The organism is Methanothermobacter sp. KEPCO 2, from assembly GCF_041228365.1.
In the GTDB taxonomy this organism is placed as follows: domain Archaea; phylum Methanobacteriota; class Methanobacteria; order Methanobacteriales; family Methanothermobacteraceae; genus Methanothermobacter; species Methanothermobacter marburgensis.
Window position 1 is genome coordinate 49,171 of sequence record NZ_CP166185.1, and the last position, 16,022, is coordinate 65,192.

Annotated in this window: 18 protein-coding genes; 5 read left to right on the forward strand and 13 right to left on the reverse strand. The window is 49.4% G+C overall.

Going from position 1 to position 16,022, the window contains the following annotated elements:
* Nucleotides 1-5: 5 nt before the first annotated feature.
* From AB9H23_RS00270 to AB9H23_RS00280, 3 genes are all read right to left on the reverse strand, one after another.
* Nucleotides 6-1,394: a radical SAM protein gene (locus AB9H23_RS00270; RefSeq protein ID WP_370004921.1), complete on the reverse strand. Its 1,389-nt coding sequence runs from the start codon at nt 1,392-1,394 to the stop codon at nt 6-8.
* Nucleotides 1,395-2,759 (reverse strand): radical SAM protein, encoded by a 1,365-nt coding sequence (locus AB9H23_RS00275; RefSeq protein WP_370004922.1) that lies wholly within the window; start codon nt 2,757-2,759, stop codon nt 1,395-1,397.
* Between the two features lie 82 nt (nt 2,760-2,841).
* Nucleotides 2,842-3,426 (reverse strand): TetR/AcrR family transcriptional regulator, encoded by a 585-nt coding sequence (locus AB9H23_RS00280; protein ID WP_370004923.1) that lies wholly within the window; start codon nt 3,424-3,426, stop codon nt 2,842-2,844.
* A 74-nt stretch (nt 3,427-3,500) separates the two neighbouring features.
* On the opposite strand from AB9H23_RS00280, the gene AB9H23_RS00285 reads away from it, so the two are divergent.
* Nucleotides 3,501-3,842, forward strand: a complete 342-nt coding sequence (locus AB9H23_RS00285; protein WP_013295188.1) for a hypothetical protein — start codon at nt 3,501-3,503, stop codon at nt 3,840-3,842.
* Here the strand turns inward: AB9H23_RS00285 and rfbB are convergent.
* From rfbB to AB9H23_RS00315, 6 genes are all read right to left on the reverse strand, one after another.
* A complete protein-coding gene (gene rfbB, locus AB9H23_RS00290; RefSeq protein WP_013295189.1) occupies nt 3,839-4,849 on the reverse strand; it encodes a dTDP-glucose 4,6-dehydratase in 1,011 nt (336 codons plus the stop codon). The two genes, AB9H23_RS00285 and rfbB, sit on opposite strands and share 4 nt — an antisense overlap.
* A 10-nt stretch (nt 4,850-4,859) precedes the next feature.
* Complete coding sequence (gene rfbC / locus AB9H23_RS00295) at nt 4,860-5,417, reverse strand: dTDP-4-dehydrorhamnose 3,5-epimerase (RefSeq protein WP_013295190.1); 558 nt, start codon at nt 5,415-5,417, stop codon at nt 4,860-4,862.
* Between the two features lie 184 nt (nt 5,418-5,601).
* Complete coding sequence (gene rfbA, locus AB9H23_RS00300; protein ID WP_370004924.1) at nt 5,602-6,480, reverse strand: glucose-1-phosphate thymidylyltransferase RfbA; 879 nt, start codon at nt 6,478-6,480, stop codon at nt 5,602-5,604.
* The gene (rfbD, locus tag AB9H23_RS00305) at nt 6,477-7,331 is read right to left on the reverse strand and encodes a dTDP-4-dehydrorhamnose reductase (RefSeq protein ID WP_370004925.1); all 855 of its coding nucleotides are present in this window, start codon (nt 7,329-7,331) and stop codon (nt 6,477-6,479) included. Before rfbD ends, rfbA begins: the two co-directional genes overlap by 4 nt.
* The gene (locus tag AB9H23_RS00310; protein ID WP_238523388.1) at nt 7,332-8,048 is read right to left on the reverse strand and encodes an HAD family hydrolase; all 717 of its coding nucleotides are present in this window, start codon (nt 8,046-8,048) and stop codon (nt 7,332-7,334) included.
* Nucleotides 8,032-8,256, reverse strand: a complete 225-nt coding sequence (locus AB9H23_RS00315) for a hypothetical protein (RefSeq protein ID WP_013295194.1) — start codon at nt 8,254-8,256, stop codon at nt 8,032-8,034. The genes AB9H23_RS00310 and AB9H23_RS00315 overlap by 17 nt, the downstream gene beginning before the upstream one ends.
* A gap of 81 nt (nt 8,257-8,337) precedes the next feature.
* On the opposite strand from AB9H23_RS00315, the gene AB9H23_RS00320 reads away from it, so the two are divergent.
* Genes AB9H23_RS00320 through tsaA form a run of 3 tightly spaced genes read left to right on the forward strand, consistent with a single transcriptional unit; the run spans nt 8,338 to nt 9,786 of the window.
* Entirely contained in the window at nt 8,338-8,685 is a 348-nt protein-coding gene (locus tag AB9H23_RS00320) for a metalloregulator ArsR/SmtB family transcription factor (RefSeq protein WP_013295195.1), read from the forward strand.
* Nucleotides 8,686-8,700: 15 nt separating this feature from the next.
* Nucleotides 8,701-9,354, forward strand: coding sequence for a cyclase family protein (locus tag AB9H23_RS00325; protein WP_370004926.1), 654 nt, complete (start codon nt 8,701-8,703; stop codon nt 9,352-9,354).
* Nucleotides 9,355-9,381: 27 nt separating this feature from the next.
* Nucleotides 9,382-9,786, forward strand: coding sequence for a tRNA (N6-threonylcarbamoyladenosine(37)-N6)-methyltransferase TrmO (gene tsaA, locus AB9H23_RS00330; RefSeq protein WP_370004927.1), 405 nt, complete (start codon nt 9,382-9,384; stop codon nt 9,784-9,786).
* A gap of 65 nt (nt 9,787-9,851) precedes the next feature.
* Here tsaA and AB9H23_RS00335 read toward each other — a convergent pair whose 3' ends face one another.
* On the reverse strand, nt 9,852-10,340 hold the full coding sequence (locus AB9H23_RS00335) for a flavodoxin family protein (protein ID WP_370004928.1): 489 nt from the start codon (nt 10,338-10,340) through the stop codon (nt 9,852-9,854).
* 472 nt (nt 10,341-10,812) lie between these two features.
* Here AB9H23_RS00335 and AB9H23_RS00340 point away from each other — a divergent pair, with 472 nt between their 5' ends.
* Nucleotides 10,813-11,487: a class I SAM-dependent methyltransferase gene (locus AB9H23_RS00340; protein WP_013295199.1), complete on the forward strand. Its 675-nt coding sequence runs from the start codon at nt 10,813-10,815 to the stop codon at nt 11,485-11,487.
* 252 nt (nt 11,488-11,739) lie between these two features.
* Here AB9H23_RS00340 and AB9H23_RS00345 read toward each other — a convergent pair whose 3' ends face one another.
* Genes AB9H23_RS00345 through AB9H23_RS00355 form a run of 3 tightly spaced genes read right to left on the reverse strand, consistent with a single transcriptional unit; the run spans nt 11,740 to nt 16,021 of the window.
* Entirely contained in the window at nt 11,740-14,325 is a 2,586-nt protein-coding gene (locus AB9H23_RS00345) for an ATP-dependent helicase (RefSeq protein WP_370004929.1), read from the reverse strand.
* A gap of 5 nt (nt 14,326-14,330) precedes the next feature.
* A complete protein-coding gene (locus tag AB9H23_RS00350; RefSeq protein WP_370004930.1) occupies nt 14,331-15,077 on the reverse strand; it encodes a metallophosphoesterase in 747 nt (248 codons plus the stop codon).
* Nucleotides 15,074-16,021: a prenyltransferase gene (locus tag AB9H23_RS00355; RefSeq protein WP_370004931.1), complete on the reverse strand. Its 948-nt coding sequence runs from the start codon at nt 16,019-16,021 to the stop codon at nt 15,074-15,076. Before AB9H23_RS00355 ends, AB9H23_RS00350 begins: the two co-directional genes overlap by 4 nt.
* Nucleotide 16,022 lies beyond the last annotated feature (1 nt).

Sequence of the window (16,022 nt, forward strand, 5' to 3'; positions counted from 1 at the left end):
TCATCTTAATTTTTTTTGAAGGGAATTTTAGGCTCGATGTATGTCCTATACAGTGTTTCAAGGAATACGCGTATCATGTAACTATGCCTCAGGAGATAGGAGGGCCTTGAGTAGAACCTGAGGTAGGCCTTCACAAGCTTTTTCTGGATGAGTTCACGGCTCAGACCAAGCTTCTCGTATTTGATAACGGGCTTTATGACGGTGTAATTTTCCCAGTCATCCTCGATGAGTCCCTGCCTCCTGAGCTCCGCGTAGAGGGGGGTTCCCGGGAATGGTGTAAGTATGGAGTACTGGCTGTAGTCCGGGTCAAGTTTTATCGAAAAGTCTATGGTCCGGTCCATCTCTGAGGGTTTCTCACCTGGATACCCGAGGATGAAGGAGGTTATTACCTCCACCCCAGCCTTCCTGGCAGCCCTCACAGCATCTTCAGCCTGCTTAACAGTTATGCCCTTCTTCATCATATCAAGGACGCGCTGACACCCGGATTCAACACCATAATATATTGTTCTCATCCCCGCGGCCCTGAGGTCCCTGAGAAGGGATTCCTGGACCATGTCCACCCTTGAGGATGTGACAAAACTCACATCAATGTTTCTCCTCTGGATCTCCTCAGCGATCTCCCTGGCCCGGCGCCGGTGGAGCATGAAGGTGTCGTCGAGGAATGCTATATCATGGAGGCCGTAGACATCCACGAGCTCCTCAACCTCATCGACAACGTTCTCAGGGCTCCTGAACCTGAACTTCTTACCCATTATGAGGGATGATGAGCAGTACCTGCAGGGGTAGACACAGCCACGGCTGGTTATCATTCCACCGGCATCCTGACTGGAGGTTTCATAATCCCTGAATGGTACAAGGTGCCTCGCGGGGAAGGGTATCTCATCAAGGTCCTCTATGAGGGGCCGGGCCCTGTTTGTCCGTATCCTGTCACCCTCACGGTAGGTGATGCCTGCAACATCATCAAGGGACCCGGGGCCTCCCTTTTCATAGGTCTCTGCAAGATCAATGATGGTGGCCTCTCCCTCACCCATGACAACAACATCAAGGTCCCTGCATTCCTGGAGTGTATCCACAGGGAGAAATGTGGGGTGTGGGCCCCCTATAACCGTCAGGACGTCAGGTAATCGATTTTTTATCGCCCTTATGTACTCAAGGGATGTTCTTATTGTTGCAGTGGTTGCTGTTATCCCCACAATGAGGGGGTTAATTCCTTCAACTATTCTGGCAACCCCTTCAGCTCCCATTCTCCGGAGATCATCATCGATTATCTGAACAGTGAAGGATGCCCTTTCAAGGGCGGCTCCAAGGTACATCAGATTGAGGGGTGGCAGAACAAAGCCCAGTTTATTCTTAACCGCTGTCCTGTCCTCGGGGTTTATGAGTACAACGTCCAATTAAACACCACCGGTTTGTTTTTCTCCAGAAATTCTTCGCCATTCTCCAATGTTGTTCACACAGCCAGGGTCCGGCGAATGGATGTCCCCCAGATAGGAGAGGGCACGTGCCCTGCAGCCGCCACAGATGTATCTGGATTTGCATGATCCGCAGTGGTCTGAGAGTTTATCCCTATCCCTGAGGTTCCTTAGTACCCTGCTGGTCTTCCATAACTCTTCAAAGTCATCTTCTAGGATGTTGCCCACACAGAGGTCATCCAGGTGCGGGAAGAATACGCAGGGATAGATGTCGCCGTCCGGTTCGATGCTCAGGTAGAATCTTCCAGCGCCACATCCACCTATAAATTCGGCAAGATGGAGGGTCTCATCTGTGTATTCGGGGTTATAGAAGTGGGTGGGTATCATCCTCTTATCCTTGCTGAGGCCTGCTGCGATGGGTGCGAACTGTGGTGCTGTTGAGAGGACCTGGATTTTACCATGGAGGTTGCTGTGGTAGGCTTCACAGAGGACCCTGTACCTTTCCGGGGGGCCTATGTCCAGTTCAGGGTTCTCTTTTCCCCGACCCGCGGGGATGAAATTGTAGAGCATGAACCAGTCTGCGCCCAGCTTATGGAAGAATTCAGCCATTTCAGAAAGGTGCATGAAGTTCTCTGAGGTCACGGTGGTTGCAACCTCCACAAAGATGTCATACTCTGAGAAGTTTTTAACGGCCTCACATGCCCTCTCCCATGAGCCATCAACACCCCGGAATCTGTCATGGACCTCTGGCTTCATGGAATCGATACTTATCTGTACAAACTGCAGGCCCGCATCGACGAATTTCCTGCAGACGTCCCTGTCCCTGAAGATGTACCCATTGGTTGCCATGGCGGTGTACATGCCGTTCTCATGGGACCTGGATATGTAGTCCATTATGGCGGGGTGCATGCTTGGCTCTCCACCTGAAAGGGCAAGGGATGTTACGCCTGCATCTGTAAGTATGTCTATGACCCTGAGGCCCTCCTGGGCTTCCAGTTCATGTGGCCTCTGACTGTTGTATTCGTAGCAGTGTTTGCATTTGAGGTTGCAACGCCCTGTAATGTTCCATACCACCTGGAAGGGGGCTCCGGGTATGAATGGTCTGTTAACACCGAATAACCCGATCCCCTTGAGGACGCTGATGAGGCCCCTCATCCAGTGCGGATCATGCATCTGTTCCCTCAGATCCTCTTCATTCACGCCAAAGGCATCTGCTCCACTGCTCAATATGAGGCCAATGATGCTGGATAGTAGCCTGCACTCGAAGCAGCATTCTTCGTCATGGAGGTAGTGTCTAAGGGCGTTCTCTATCCTTGGAGATCCATCCCTCCGGCACTCCCCCATCATATGTTTCAGAAGAACCCTTGAAGCGGGGTTTTCAGAGACCCTTCTGAATGTGCCTATAAGGTCCCTGAGGTCTCGTCTGGAACTATTCCTTAATCATACCACCTCCTTCTATACCCCTCCATAATATGTCTATGAAACTCTCCGCTGCTGGTGTTTCATGTCCGCGGAAGTGTGAACTGAGGCTTGCATGGGAGATGTAACTGATTATCATCTCTGCAGCGGTCCCCGGATCCACGACCCTTATGGAGCCCTCACTGATCTTATCCCTGAGATAATGCTCAATTGAATCGTATATCAATCTGGCAGTTGAATCATGGATTTCCCACCCATCAAAACCGTGTTCTTCAAGTTCCCTTTCAACCATCATCAAAAAGAGAAGGTCGATCTTCTCCTGGACCATGACCATGATCAGTTTCTGGATGACTTCCTTCAGCACATCACGCGGGTCACCATCTCTCCTGAGGACTTCAAGGACCCCTGATATCCTTTCGCTGCTCTCATCCATTATCCTTTTGAGAAGGTTTTTCTTGGATCCAAATTTTCTGAAGACCGTTACTTCACTTACACCGGCCCGGGATGCAATTTCACGGGTTGTTGTACCCCTGTATCCCCTTTTTATGAACAGTTCCCTTGCGGCTTCGGTTATCCTCTTCTCTGCGGATACCATGATACCACTTATGTAAGTACTTACTAACATTATGGGGTTAGTGTTATATAAACATTATCGCCACAGATAGTACCATGAGAATAACCGAGAAGGATGTTATTGAATCACTGGAACTCTTCACAAGGGTACCATCATTCCTACTAAGACGCTGGGTTCGGAAAGAGATAAACCTGGCATCAAAATTCAGATCACAGATAATAGATGGCTATTCACAGCTTTCAGAATATGACAGGGAGAGGTTGAGGGCCATACTTGAAATGGATGTCTCTGATATCCAGGATATACTTGGGGAAGCCCACAGGAAAACAGGAAAAGAGCAGCTAAAAATACTTTCAGATCCATCAAGCAGGAAATTCATAGAGATTAACCTGGAAGAGACCAGGAATCTCATCTCTAATGAAAAAAGGGACAGTTAATCCCGCAGCCTCTCGTCGTACATTCGCTCATAGTATCTCAGGTACTCTCCGCTTTTTATATTCTCCCACCATTCTCTGTTATCAATGTACCATTTTATGGTCTCCCTGATACCCTCCTCAAAGGAGTAACAGGGCTTCCAGCCAAGTTCACTCCTTATCTTACTTGCATCGATTGCATATCTCCTGTCATGGCCAGGGCGGTCCTCAACGAACCTTATGAGGGATTCATCCTTGCCAAGCTCCCTGAGTATGAGCTCAACGATCTCTATATTCCTCCTCTCACTGTTACTCCCTATATTGTAGACCTCACCTGCACGTCCACCGTGCAGAACGAGGTCAATTGCCCTGCAGTGGTCCCGGACATGTATCCAGTCCCTCACATTCATGCCGTCACCGTAGACAGGGAGGGGTTTATCCTCAAGGGCATTCGTTATCATGAGGGGTATTAGCTTCTCAGGGAACTGGTAGGGTCCATAGTTGTTGGAGCAGCGTGTTATGTTAACCGGCAAACCATAGGTACGGTTGTATGCCCTGGCTATGAGGTCTGCAGAGGCCTTGCTGGCAGAGTAGGGGCTGTTTGGTGCCAGCGGGGTCTCTTCGGTGAAATAGCCCTCCTCTGTGGAGCCGTAAACCTCATCCGTTGAGATCTGTATGAACCTCTCAACACCCTGCCTCCTAGAGGCCTCCAGGAGCGTCTGAGTGCCCATGACATTTGTCCTTATGAATATGCCCGGGTCCTCAATACTCCGGTCGACATGGGATTCTGCCGCGAAGTTCACAACAACATCGGATTCTGCTATGAGGTCGTTAACAAGTTCCTTATCAGTTATGCTGCCCTTAACAAATATGTACCGTGGGTCATCCTCCACTCCGGCGAGGTTTTCAAGGTTTCCACAGTATGTGAGAGCGTCAAGGTTGATTATCTCATAGCTGTGGTTCTCAAGCATGTACCTTATGAAGTTGCTACCTATGAAGCCGGCTCCACCGGTTACTAGAATTCTTTCCATCTAAATCTCCTCAGAGGTAAACTGGTCTTTCACGGAGGGGCTTCCAGTTCATGTCCTTATCTGAAATTATGAGTTCATCCACCAGCTCCAGGGGCCACTCTATACCGATGTCAGGGTCGTCCCAGGGTATGCCAGAGTCGTATTCAGGGAGGTAGAGTTCTGTGCACTTGTAGTTAACTATGCACTCATCTGCGAGGGCCAGAAATCCGTGTGCAAATCCCTCGGGAATGAAGAATTCCCTCCTGTTCTCCTCTGAAAGGTGAACACCCACCCATTCACCGTAAGTCTCTGAGTCCCTGCGAAGGTCCACTGCAACATCAAAGATTTCACCCTTCACAGCCCTGATGAGTTTTCCCTGGGGCCTCTTCAGCTGGAAGTGAAGGCCCCTGAGGACGCCCCTGCGGGACATGGATTCGTTGTCCTGGACAAATGTGATATCAAGGCCATGGTCCCTGAATAGTGCCTGGTTGAAGGTCTCCATGAAGTATCCACGTTCATCTCCGTAGACCTCCGGTTCTATGATGATTGCACCATCAAGCCTGGTTCTCTGGAATCTGAAGTTACCCATGGAAGTTTCCCTCCGCAAGGTCTCTGAGGTATCTGCCGTATTCTGTCTTCTTGGAGTTACCCATGGAAGTTTCCCTCCGCAAGGTCTCTGAGGTATCTGCCGTATTCTGTCTTCTTGGAGTTACCCATGGAAGTTTCCCTCCGCAAGGTCTCTGAGGTATCTGCCGTATTCTGTCTTCTTGGAGTTACCCATGGAAGTTTCCCTCCGCAAGGTCTCTGAGGTATCTGCCGTATTCTGTCTTCTCAAGTTTTTCTGCCATTTCAAGGAGATCATCCCTTGTGATCCATCCATTGTTGTATGCTATCTCCTCAAGGCATGCGATGTAGAATCCCTGCCTCTTCTGTATGGTCTCTATGAAACTGCTTGCCTCCAGAAGGCCGTCATGGGTACCGGTGTCAAGCCAGGCCATCCCACGGCCCATGAGCTCCACACGGAGCTTCTTCATCTTCAGGTACTCCTCGTTGACGGATGTTATCTCAAGCTCCCCCCTCTCTGATGGCTCTATCCTGCTGGCAATTTCAACCACCTGGTTGTCATAGAAGTATAGGCCCGGAACCACGTAGTTGGATCTGGGTCTTTCAGGTTTTTCTTCTATTGATATAACCCTTCCTTCCCCGTCGAACTCAACAACACCGAAGGGTCGCGGGTCCTTTACATAGTAACCGAATATGACAGCACCCTCCCTGATGGACGCAGCCCTCTGGAGTATTTCGCTGAACCTGTGCCCGTAGAATACGTTATCACCCAGCACCAGGGCAACCCTGGAATCTCCAATGAACTCCCTTCCCACAAGGAATGCATCGGCAATACCGCGGGGTTCCTCCTGCACCTCATAGGAGAACCTGACACCGAACTGTGACCCGTCCCCCAGGAGGTCCCTGTAGAGTGGAAGATCCCTTGGGGTTGATATCACGAGGATATCCCTTATACCCGCGAGCATCAGCACAGATAGGGGATAATATATCATTGGCTTATCATATATCGGGAGAAGCTGCTTTGAAACAGCCCTTGTTATGGGGTAGAGGCGGGTTCCTGAACCCCCTGCAAGCACTATGCCCTTCATGGTCCACCTCCATTAATTGATTTCATTTCCTCAAGGTAATCCTTAAGGGCTTCCCTGTAGCTTCTGAGGGGCTTAAAGCCCTCCATGATCCAGTTATAATTTTTGAGGACAGAGAATGATGGTCTGCGGGCGGGTCTCGGGAATTCATGGCTCCTTACAGGTTTCAACTTAACACCCATCTGCAGCGCATGGAATATCTCCCTGGCAAAATCATACCATGAGCAGTGGCCAGAGTTTGTTATATGATAAACACCATATGCGGGCCTTTCAATAAGCTTCCCGATTGCACCTGCAAGGTCACGGGTGTATGTTGGGGATCCATACTGGTCATCAACAACACTTATCTCATGACCCCTCTCTGCGAGTTCCACCATGGTACTTACAAAGTTTCTCCCGTTCCTCCCAAATAGCCAGGAGGTCCTTACTATGTAGAATTTATCTGTCAGATCACGCACAGCAAGTTCACCCAGGTACTTGGTTTTCCCGTAAAAGTTCATAGGATCCGGTTCATCAAATTCAAAGTATTCTTCACCCTTCTTACCATTAAAAACATAATCGGTGGATATGTAAACCAGACTGGCGCCTGTCTGTGATGCAGCGGCAGCAACGTTCCGGGTCCCGAGAACGTTCACCTGATAGGCTGTTTCACGCTCCGATTCGGCACAGTCAACGTCTGTGAATGCAGCTGCATGTATGATGGTATCCGGACGCTTTTTGGCTGCAAGTTCCATGACACCCTCAAGGTCCCGGATGTCAAGGTCTCCTGACGTTAAAACCTCATGTCTTTCTTTCAGGACATCAATGAGGTCACTTCCAAGCATACCCGAGGCCCCGGTTACAAGAACCTTCATTCAATCACCCATAACGCTCACTGCAGTACCATAACCTGTTATCTCAAGGAAGGCATCAACGTCACCGAGACACTCAAGGACGTGGTCGGCACCTGCTGCCTCCAGTTCATCAACCGTGAAGTCCCCTGTGGCAACCCCCACGGTCCTCAAGCCAAGTTCCCTCCCGGCTTCAATATCCCGTGGAGTGTCACCTACGGTTATAACATTTTCCCGCCGTAGCCGCCCGTAAATTGAGGAGGCCCTTTCAAGGGCAAGCCTCAGTATCGAGGCCCTGCTGCACCCCTCGTTGCCAAAGCCCCCGAAGTTGAAGTATCCATCAAATGAGGCCTCTCTGAGCTTCAACCATGCAACAGGCTCAATGTTTCCGGTCACAACTCCGAGGGGTGTTCCGGCTTCACTGAGCCTTTTAAGGATAATTTCTGCACCATGCAGGGCTCTTATGTTATCCCTCTCAAGGTTCAGGCGGTAGTTATAGGAAATCCTATCCACTATCCTCACAAAGTCCCCATCGCTGATTTCAAGACCGTACTTCCATGCTGTCTGGAATATTATCTCCTTATCGGTCATCCCCTGGATTCTTTCGATGTCTATTTCAACATCAGCATTGAAAAGTTCCCTGAACGCCTGCCTGAAGGAGTAGAAGTGACAGTGGGATCCCACAAGCAGCGTTTTATCAATATCGAATATGATGGTGTTCATCTTAGACCTGCCTCTCATACTTTTTCCTGAGGTGTTCGGAGCTGTACTCATAGTAAACTATGTTTGATTTCAGAAAGACCCTCTGGGCAGGGTTGCCATTCCTGAGGTAGGTGACGGTTATCTTCCTCTCACTGACCCGTATGTCAATTGCATTTCCACGGGGACCTGTGGCGTAGGTGTGTTCAGCCCCCAGGATGTCCATTATTCTTATCCAGTCCACTGCCATGGTTCTTTACCCGTTCTTTAATCCTGCTTCACCATCATGGTGACGTTATTATTATCTGCAGTTTCATCTATAAATTATTCTATGAAGAGTGATGTCTGTGAAATCGATGATGCCAATGAGGCCCGGGTGCTCATGGTGAGGGAGTCGATGCCTGACGACGATGAAATAAAAGGACTCTGTGACCTCTTCAAAATATTATCCGAGCCCACAAGGCTCAGGATAATCGAGGCACTCACCGTGGATTCACTGTGTGTCTGTGAACTCGCATCCCTCCTTGAAATGACCCAGTCAGCGGTTTCTCACCAGCTCAGAATTCTGAGAAGTGCGGGAATCGTTGACTATGAAAGGGATGGTAAGATGGCACGCTACCACCTCACCGATAGGGGCGTGGCGGATATTATAGAAAACTGCAGGAGCAAATGTCCTTAGTACAGGAGATATACCATGTATGAACTTCTTTCGCATCCACTGGAGGATGGTTCACCGGTTCACCCGGCACTTGACGATGTGAGGATATCAATCAGGAACATGATACCTGTGGATGGGTATGAGACCCACACCATCATCACATCCAACCATGCCGGGACCCATGTAGATGCCCCGGCCCATTTCATTGAGGGCGGAAAGAGGATAAGTGAATACAGTATTGAAGAACTTGTATTCAATGACGTCTGCACTGTGGACGTTGATGTGGGGCCAGGGGACCCCATAGGGAGCGGTGACATTGAGATTCCCGACTGCGACCTCCTCCTCATAAGGACGGGCTTCGAGTCAGTGAGGGGTGGGGACACCTACCTGCAGGATAACCCCTGGATAACCCCTGAACTTATTGATAACATAAGGAGGAACTTCAGGGGTATCAGGGCCATAGGGGTGGACTGCATATCAATATCAAATCCAGAACACCCATCTGAGGGCGAGACGGCCCACATAATGGCCTTCACTGAGGACCCTGATTATGGGGAGCCAGTTCTCATCCTGGAGGATATGAAACTGATGAGTGCTCCGGAGGTTATTGAGAGGGTTTTTGTGGTTCCGTGGACCATTGAGGGGGTTGACAGTGCACCATGTACCGTTATAGCGGAATTTAAGGTTTAATTATTCAGGGATCTGTGGAGGGTATCTGTGGAGATAAAGATAAGGCCTGTTGGATTTGTGAGATCCCCATTCATGGGGAGGGGGGAGGCACCTCACCAGGGGAGGCTCTCAATGGAGGAGAGCGAGATTCACATCTTCCCGGAGTACCGTGACGCCCTGGAGGGAGTTGAACTTTTCAGGTACCTCTTTGTTCTCTACTGGCAGCACCTGGCTGAAAGGGATGTTCTTAAGGTTGTTCCGCGGGGTAAAAAGAAGAAGAGGGGTGTTTTTTCAACAAGGGCCCCTGCAAGGCCCAACCCGATAGGGCTGTGCCTGGTGGAGCTGCTGGAGTCAGGTGATTTCCTCAGGGTGAGGGGCCTTGATGCACTGGATGGCTCACCTGTTATCGATATAAAGCCATACCATGAGGATATCGATTCACCCGGGGACTGAAAGGTCAGAAAGCCTTTTCACTGCAATTAGCAGGCAGTTATTGAGGAAGATGCTTAAGATCCGGACTATTCCTCAGTTCTGAATGCTGCTTCAACGTCCCTTACAAAGGGTTCTATCTTGCAGTCACAGGTATTCTCCTTTATCTCCCTCTCGGTTATGGCGACTGTCTGGATGGGTTCCTTTCCTATGGTCTCGCTCATACGCCTGAATGTTCCCTCTGCACCGCTTCCACCATATGTACAGAAGAAGGCAGCATTCTTTATCTTTGATGCGTTTTCCCTGAGGTAGGTGCCCACCGGTACCGATGGATTACCTGCCCAGACAGGTGTACCAACTATCACAAGATCATAGTCTGAGGGGTCCCTTTCATAGGGTTCAAGTACGGTGTCCTTGCCCCTCGCAGCCTGGTAACCTGATTTTAAAAACCCTATGATACCGGTTCGCTTCTGGGTGTCCCTTATCTCCTCGATGTCACATTTGAGTTCCCTGGCGATCTGAGATGCCACATCCCTGGTACGCCCGGTTCTTGAATAATATACCACAAGTGCCCTCATGGTTACTGATATGTTGATGGACGCATAAATACTGTTCTCTTTGTGATACTCAGAGGTTATAAGAACCTGGTGATAATGGAGTCATGAATATCATGGAGGAACTCTCAAAATCAGAATCATCTGCTTGCCTTAGTATGGGGGGTAGCTTCCAGAGATTTAAAGGGGGGTTGTTAGGAGTGAAAAAACGGGGAGGTGCTTTTTCGTTTTTTATCTCTGGAAGCTGATTTTTTGGTGCTTTCAACAGAACAAAATATCCCGGAAGTTGAAAGCAATAATTTAAGGGGGTGATGTGTGTATGAGACACACAAACCTATATGTTAGAATTCTAGTATATAAATATTTCGGTTGTGTGGGATGGTTTGCAAGCTAAGGCATCACATAAAGATTAGTGATGGAGGTCTACACACAGGTCCTCTTCACCCTGGTGCATGCTAAAGTATCACATACAACACAACTATAGACAGGTGACATTATGCAGGTTATAGAGGGACCCCTCTTCACCGCCCGCACATGCCAGGAATACATGAAGATGTTTGATCTCAGGATAAACGAACTTAAGGGGTTGCGAATACTTGACTGTCCAGCGGGTGCCAGCTCATTCACACCAATCATGGCGAAGAGGGGCCTTGATGTGAGGGCCTGTGACATCATGTATGGTGAGGAGGCAGATACTCTTGGGAATATGTGCAGGGAGCACCTCATGGCACTCACAGATGCCCTTAAGAGGATCAGGAACCATTTCGTGTGGAGGTTCTACTCTTCACCTGAGGAGATGCTTGAAAAACGCCTGAATGCCTGCGGGTGTTTTGAGGAAAGCTACAGAGAACACCCTGAACTTTACGTGAGGGGGGACCTCAGGGATTTACCCTTTGATGATGATGAGTTTGATCTCCTTCTCTCATCCCATCTCCTCTTCATATATGACCACAGGCTTGACAGGGAATTTCATGAAAGGGCCATTTCTGAGATGATACGCGTCAGCTCAGAGGTGAGGATATACCCGATTGTCAAGGAGAACGGAAAACTCTCAGATTATGCAGAAGGCATACTGGAGGATAAAAGAGATGAATTTGATGCATTCACGGTCTCGGTGGACTATGAGTTCAGGAGGGGAGGTAACATGATGCTTGTTCTTAAGGGAATATGACACCAGTTTCTGGTTCTTTTTCATGACTTTGCTTGTTCTTAAGGGAATATGACACCAGCTTCTGGTTCTTTTTCATGACTTTGCTTGTTCTTAAGGGAATATGACACCAGCTTCTGGTTCTTTTTCATGACTTTGCTTGTTCTTAAGGGAATATGACACCAGCTTCTGGTCCTTTTTCATAACTTATGATTACCTGATTTCATCCTTGAAGAAAAGATGATATCAGTTTTCTGTTCTTTCTGCGTTGGAAGATCATCTGATCTCATCTAATATAGCCTGATGCATCCTCCTGATGAATTCTATCCGGTCCTCATACTTGAGAACATCCAGGTAACCCTGGGCAACCAGGTTAAAGGCAAATGGGGAGGGTATCCTCGTGTCAACCTGCTTGATCTCCATCTCACCATCACGGATCCATTCAAGGACCCTGATGGCATTCTCGATGTCCATGTAGTCCTCCATAACCTCCCTGCGGGCCTCCTCGAGTATGGGGAACCTGTCATCCAGTTCACTCACAAATTTAAGGAGTATCTTACCCCTCACCTGCTGCCTGCCAACCGACTTCTCCTCCCCCCTGTACCTGCGGAGTATCATGAGGGCACGGCCAGCGCAGTGCCTGAACCTGCTTGCAAGGGTTTCTGTCCTGTCAAGGGCCTTCTTAAGTATCTCCCTGAGGTTCTCAGGTTCAAGTTCCATGAATGACTCGAGACCACCCATCTTTCCCTCTGAACTCAGATAGAATCCATTGTCAGATACAGATATCATAACGTCCCGCCGGTAACGCCTTGCTATGACATAGGCAACAGCCCTTGATAGGGCGTCGTTAACCCTCCTTCCAAAGAGGCTGTGGAAGACTATGAATTTTCTGCCCCCGAAGCCAGTGTAGTACTCAACAAGCATCCTCCTGATGCTGGGTATTGCCGCGTAGAGATACTGTTCACGGAAATACTCGTAGATTGAACTTGCGGCCCTCTCATCCAGGTGGAGGTAGTCCATTATGAACTCTGTTATCTCTTCCTTTGAACGCCCGTACTGGAACTTACCATCCATAATGTCCCTGAATCGCTGTATGTCAACTGCAAGGTCAAAGGAAAGGGGCAGCTGCTCTGAGAACCATGATGGAATGTTGGGGGGCCCTGAGGCCGGGCTGACATTGACGGTCATACCCCTTGCATAGTTGAATCTGTAGATCTTCCCGCCGAGAACAAAGGTGTCACCCTTCCTTAGCTTCTCCATGAAGTCCTCCTCTATCCTCCCCACAACCTTTCCATTGCACTTAACAACCGCAGCGCTCCTATCGGGTATGGTCCCTATGTTGGTGGAGTAGAGCATCCTGGCAAGTTTACCCCTCCTCCCGAACATGTTCTTGTCGTGGTCAACCCAGATCTTGGCATAGACGTACCTTTCCTCAAGCTCAGCATACTCCCCTGCAAGGTAGCTGAGCACAGAGAGGTAATCCTCCCTTTTGAGGTTCCTGTAGCAGTAGCTGTTCCTTATAACCTCAAGGGCATGGTCAATGTCCCACGGGTTCTCAATGGCCATCCCGTATATGTGCTGGGCCAGGACATCCAGGCAGTTCTCGGGTACCCTTATGGAATCTATTTTACCCTCAACGGCGTTCTTGAGTATGAGTGAACACTCAACAAGGTCATCCCTGTCCACGACAACTATCCGTCCCTTTGATTTCTCATGAAGCTGATGCCCGCTTCTTCCGATACGCTGGAGTGCCCTTGAAACAGATTTTGGTGAACTCAGAAGAACCACCAGATCAATGTACCCGATGTCTATCCCGAGTTCAAGGGACGTTGACGATACAACCGCCTTCAGCTCACCCCTCTTGAGTTTCTCCTCTGTTTCAAGCCTTATCTCCCTTGAAAGTGATGAGTGGTGTGCCATGATGTTTTCATCGGTGTAACTCTCAGGGAAGCGACTTTTCAGGTTGTAAACCACACTCTCGGTCCCGCTCCGCGTGTTGGTGAAGATTAGGGTTGTCCGGTGTTCCATTATGAGGTCGTGGAGGATGTCGTAGAGGGCATTACCGATTTCATCAGGGTCAGCGGCCACGATATCATCAACCGGGCAGATGAGTTCAATGTCAAGCTCCTTCAGGTAGCTGACGTCAACTATGATGCAGTCCCTTTCATTACCATAACTGTAACCCACCAGGAATCTTGCAACACGCTCAAGTGGATGCACCGTTGCAGATAAACCGATCCTTGTGAAGTTACCGACAAGGTGCTGCAGCCTCTCAAGGCTCAGTGAAAGATGAACACCCCTCTTATTATCTGCAAGGGAGTGTATTTCATCCACGATAACATAGCGCACAGTTGAAAGCTTTTCACGGAACTTCGGGGCCACAAGAAGTATTGAGAGCGTCTCGGGGGTCGTTATAAGGATGTGAGGCGGATTTTTAAGCATCCTGGAGCGCTCATAGCTGGTGGTGTCACCGGTTCGTACAGCCTTCCTTATCTCAAGGTCCCTCCCATCCTCTCCTGCAATCTCCCTTATACCCTGGAGGGGTTCCTCAAGGTTCCTTTCTATGTCATTATCAAGGGCCTTAAGGGGTGAAATGTATATGCAGTAGACGCTGTCCTCAAGTTCACCCCTATCCGCGAGTGTGGTGAGTTCACTGATTATGGAAAGAAACGCGGTGAGTGTCTTACCTGAACCTGTTGGTGACGATACAAGGACGTTCCTCCCCATGTGTATATCCATTATTGCATACTTCTGGGCCTCTGTGAAGTCATCAAAGGTTCTCTTGAACCATTCACTGACCCACGGGTGGAGGACAGAATGTATCCTGCTGCTTGAGTACTTCTTCTTCTGCCTGACTATCATGGTCCTCACCACCCACCACTGAATCCTGTGGATGAGGTGAACTCCATGAGGGCACCCACCGTCCCGAAATCGAAAACCTCAAAGTCCTCAACACCATAGACATGGAATTCCTCAAGTTCAGCCTCCCTGAGGAAGGGGGATAGTACAGCCTCATGGAGGATGTCAGAGCCCTCGGTTATGAAATTGAAGGATGGCATGACAACGAGATTCATATCCCTGAAGGGCCCCAGGAGGAAACATTTGATCTTTTCAACCCTTTCACCGCTTCTGAGACCCACGCAGGGGTGTTCGTGGCCTATGATGATGTTTTCAGCGTCAAGTTTTTCAGGTATCACATGACCATGTGTCAGGAGGAAACCCGCCACCTTCATGGTTTCATGGATTGCAATACCCGATATACTGGACATGTGAGGTATGATGGGGTCATGGTTACCCCTGATCACTGTTATCTCCCTGAAGTTTTCCTGGAGGTAGTCCATGATCCGCATGATTTCCCGGTTCTCCTGATGGCTCACCCTCCCGAATTCATGCTTGAGGTCACCATTTATGATGATACCCGAGGCACCCGATGCGTCCCTTATGGATTCTATCCGCTCAACTATCTTTCTGAACTGGAACCCCGGGACCATCACCCCCTCACTGGTGAGGTACTGTTCGTACCCCAGGTGGAGGTCGGCTATTATCATTGAATCCTCAATGAGAAGTGACAGGTCACATATTTCCAGTCCATCCACCAGTTTAACCGTGTTCATTGCATCACCAGGACACTGATGAGGTAGAGGAGGTCAAGGACCCCGAAGGCTATCAGTGAATTCATCACAACCTCAGATCCCCTTGCATTGACTTCATCTGGGCCATGGAGGTAATAATAGATGCAGGGAACTGTGACTGTGAGTGAAAGCAGAGCAATCAGCGGGAAACTGATCCCGGGATCAAAATGGAGGGAGAATTCAAGAAGCCCCAGTGCAACCGTTGCAGCAGCCGCACTTAAGGCCATAACCCTTCTGGATGCTCTGACACCCATCCTGACAGGAAACGTCATCTTGCCCCCCAGCAGGTCCTCCCGGAGGTCAGGTATCTCAACGTTTATGATGAAAACAAGCTGCAAAAGCATTATGGGGATGGAGAAGAGGATTAAAGAGGTATCAATCACGCCCATGATTACAGAGTAACCCATGGCAGGGAATATGAAGCCTGTCAGGGCTGTTGCAACCTCCCCAAAACCCCTGTATGATAGTCTGGCTGGTGGGGCACTGTAAAACCATCCAAGCAGATTACCGGCAACTGCAAGGAGAAGAACTGCAGGGTTACGGTAGATGATGGTGTAGATAACTGCAAGTGTCAGGGATACTGATATGAGAAGGACGGCGAACTTCCAGGCAAAGCCTCTGAGTTCAGGGTGTCTCTGGAGAACCCCGCTTCCCCCGGTATATGCTGTTGCAGCCTCAGGGTTGTCCAGTTCAAAGTCATAGTAGTCGTTGCTGTAGGATACAGAAAGATGGGCCGGCAGCACGATCGCATATCCCATGATGAACTGGGCTGGGGCTGGTGCCTTCCCTATACCTGCAAGAACGGCCCCTGTGGCATAGAGGATCAGGCCAGCCCCGAGAAATGGAAGTCTACCCAGTTTGATAACCTCAGACAGGAAATACCACCAGGAGTTTTTTTTCATGACGTCCAGTTTATGCATCCACATC

Coding starts and splice junctions, on each gene's coding strand:
- AB9H23_RS00275 (WP_370004922.1), bottom strand. CDS start 2,759: ATGATGGGGGAGTGCCGGAGGGATGGATCTCCAAGGATAGAGAACGCC.
- AB9H23_RS00280 (WP_370004923.1), bottom strand. CDS start 3,426: ATGGTATCCGCAGAGAAGAGGATAACCGAAGCCGCAAGGGAACTGTTC.
- AB9H23_RS00285 (WP_013295188.1), top strand. CDS start 3,501: ATGAGAATAACCGAGAAGGATGTTATTGAATCACTGGAACTCTTCACA.
- rfbB (WP_013295189.1), bottom strand. CDS start 4,849: ATGGAAAGAATTCTAGTAACCGGTGGAGCCGGCTTCATAGGTAGCAAC.
- rfbC (WP_013295190.1), bottom strand. CDS start 5,417: ATGGGTAACTTCAGATTCCAGAGAACCAGGCTTGATGGTGCAATCATC.
- rfbA (WP_370004924.1), bottom strand. CDS start 6,480: ATGAAGGGCATAGTGCTTGCAGGGGGTTCAGGAACCCGCCTCTACCCC.
- rfbD (WP_370004925.1), bottom strand. CDS start 7,331: ATGAAGGTTCTTGTAACCGGGGCCTCGGGTATGCTTGGAAGTGACCTC.
- AB9H23_RS00310 (WP_238523388.1), bottom strand. CDS start 8,048: ATGAGAGGCAGGTCTAAGATGAACACCATCATATTCGATATTGATAAA.
- AB9H23_RS00315 (WP_013295194.1), bottom strand. CDS start 8,256: ATGGCAGTGGACTGGATAAGAATAATGGACATCCTGGGGGCTGAACAC.
- AB9H23_RS00320 (WP_013295195.1), top strand. CDS start 8,338: ATGAAGAGTGATGTCTGTGAAATCGATGATGCCAATGAGGCCCGGGTG.
- AB9H23_RS00325 (WP_370004926.1), top strand. CDS start 8,701: ATGTATGAACTTCTTTCGCATCCACTGGAGGATGGTTCACCGGTTCAC.
- AB9H23_RS00335 (WP_370004928.1), bottom strand. CDS start 10,340: ATGAGGGCACTTGTGGTATATTATTCAAGAACCGGGCGTACCAGGGAT.
- AB9H23_RS00340 (WP_013295199.1), top strand. CDS start 10,813: ATGCAGGTTATAGAGGGACCCCTCTTCACCGCCCGCACATGCCAGGAA.
- AB9H23_RS00345 (WP_370004929.1), bottom strand. CDS start 14,325: ATGATAGTCAGGCAGAAGAAGAAGTACTCAAGCAGCAGGATACATTCT.
- AB9H23_RS00350 (WP_370004930.1), bottom strand. CDS start 15,077: ATGAACACGGTTAAACTGGTGGATGGACTGGAAATATGTGACCTGTCA.
- AB9H23_RS00355 (WP_370004931.1), bottom strand. CDS start 16,021: ATGTGGATGCATAAACTGGACGTCATGAAAAAAAACTCCTGGTGGTAT.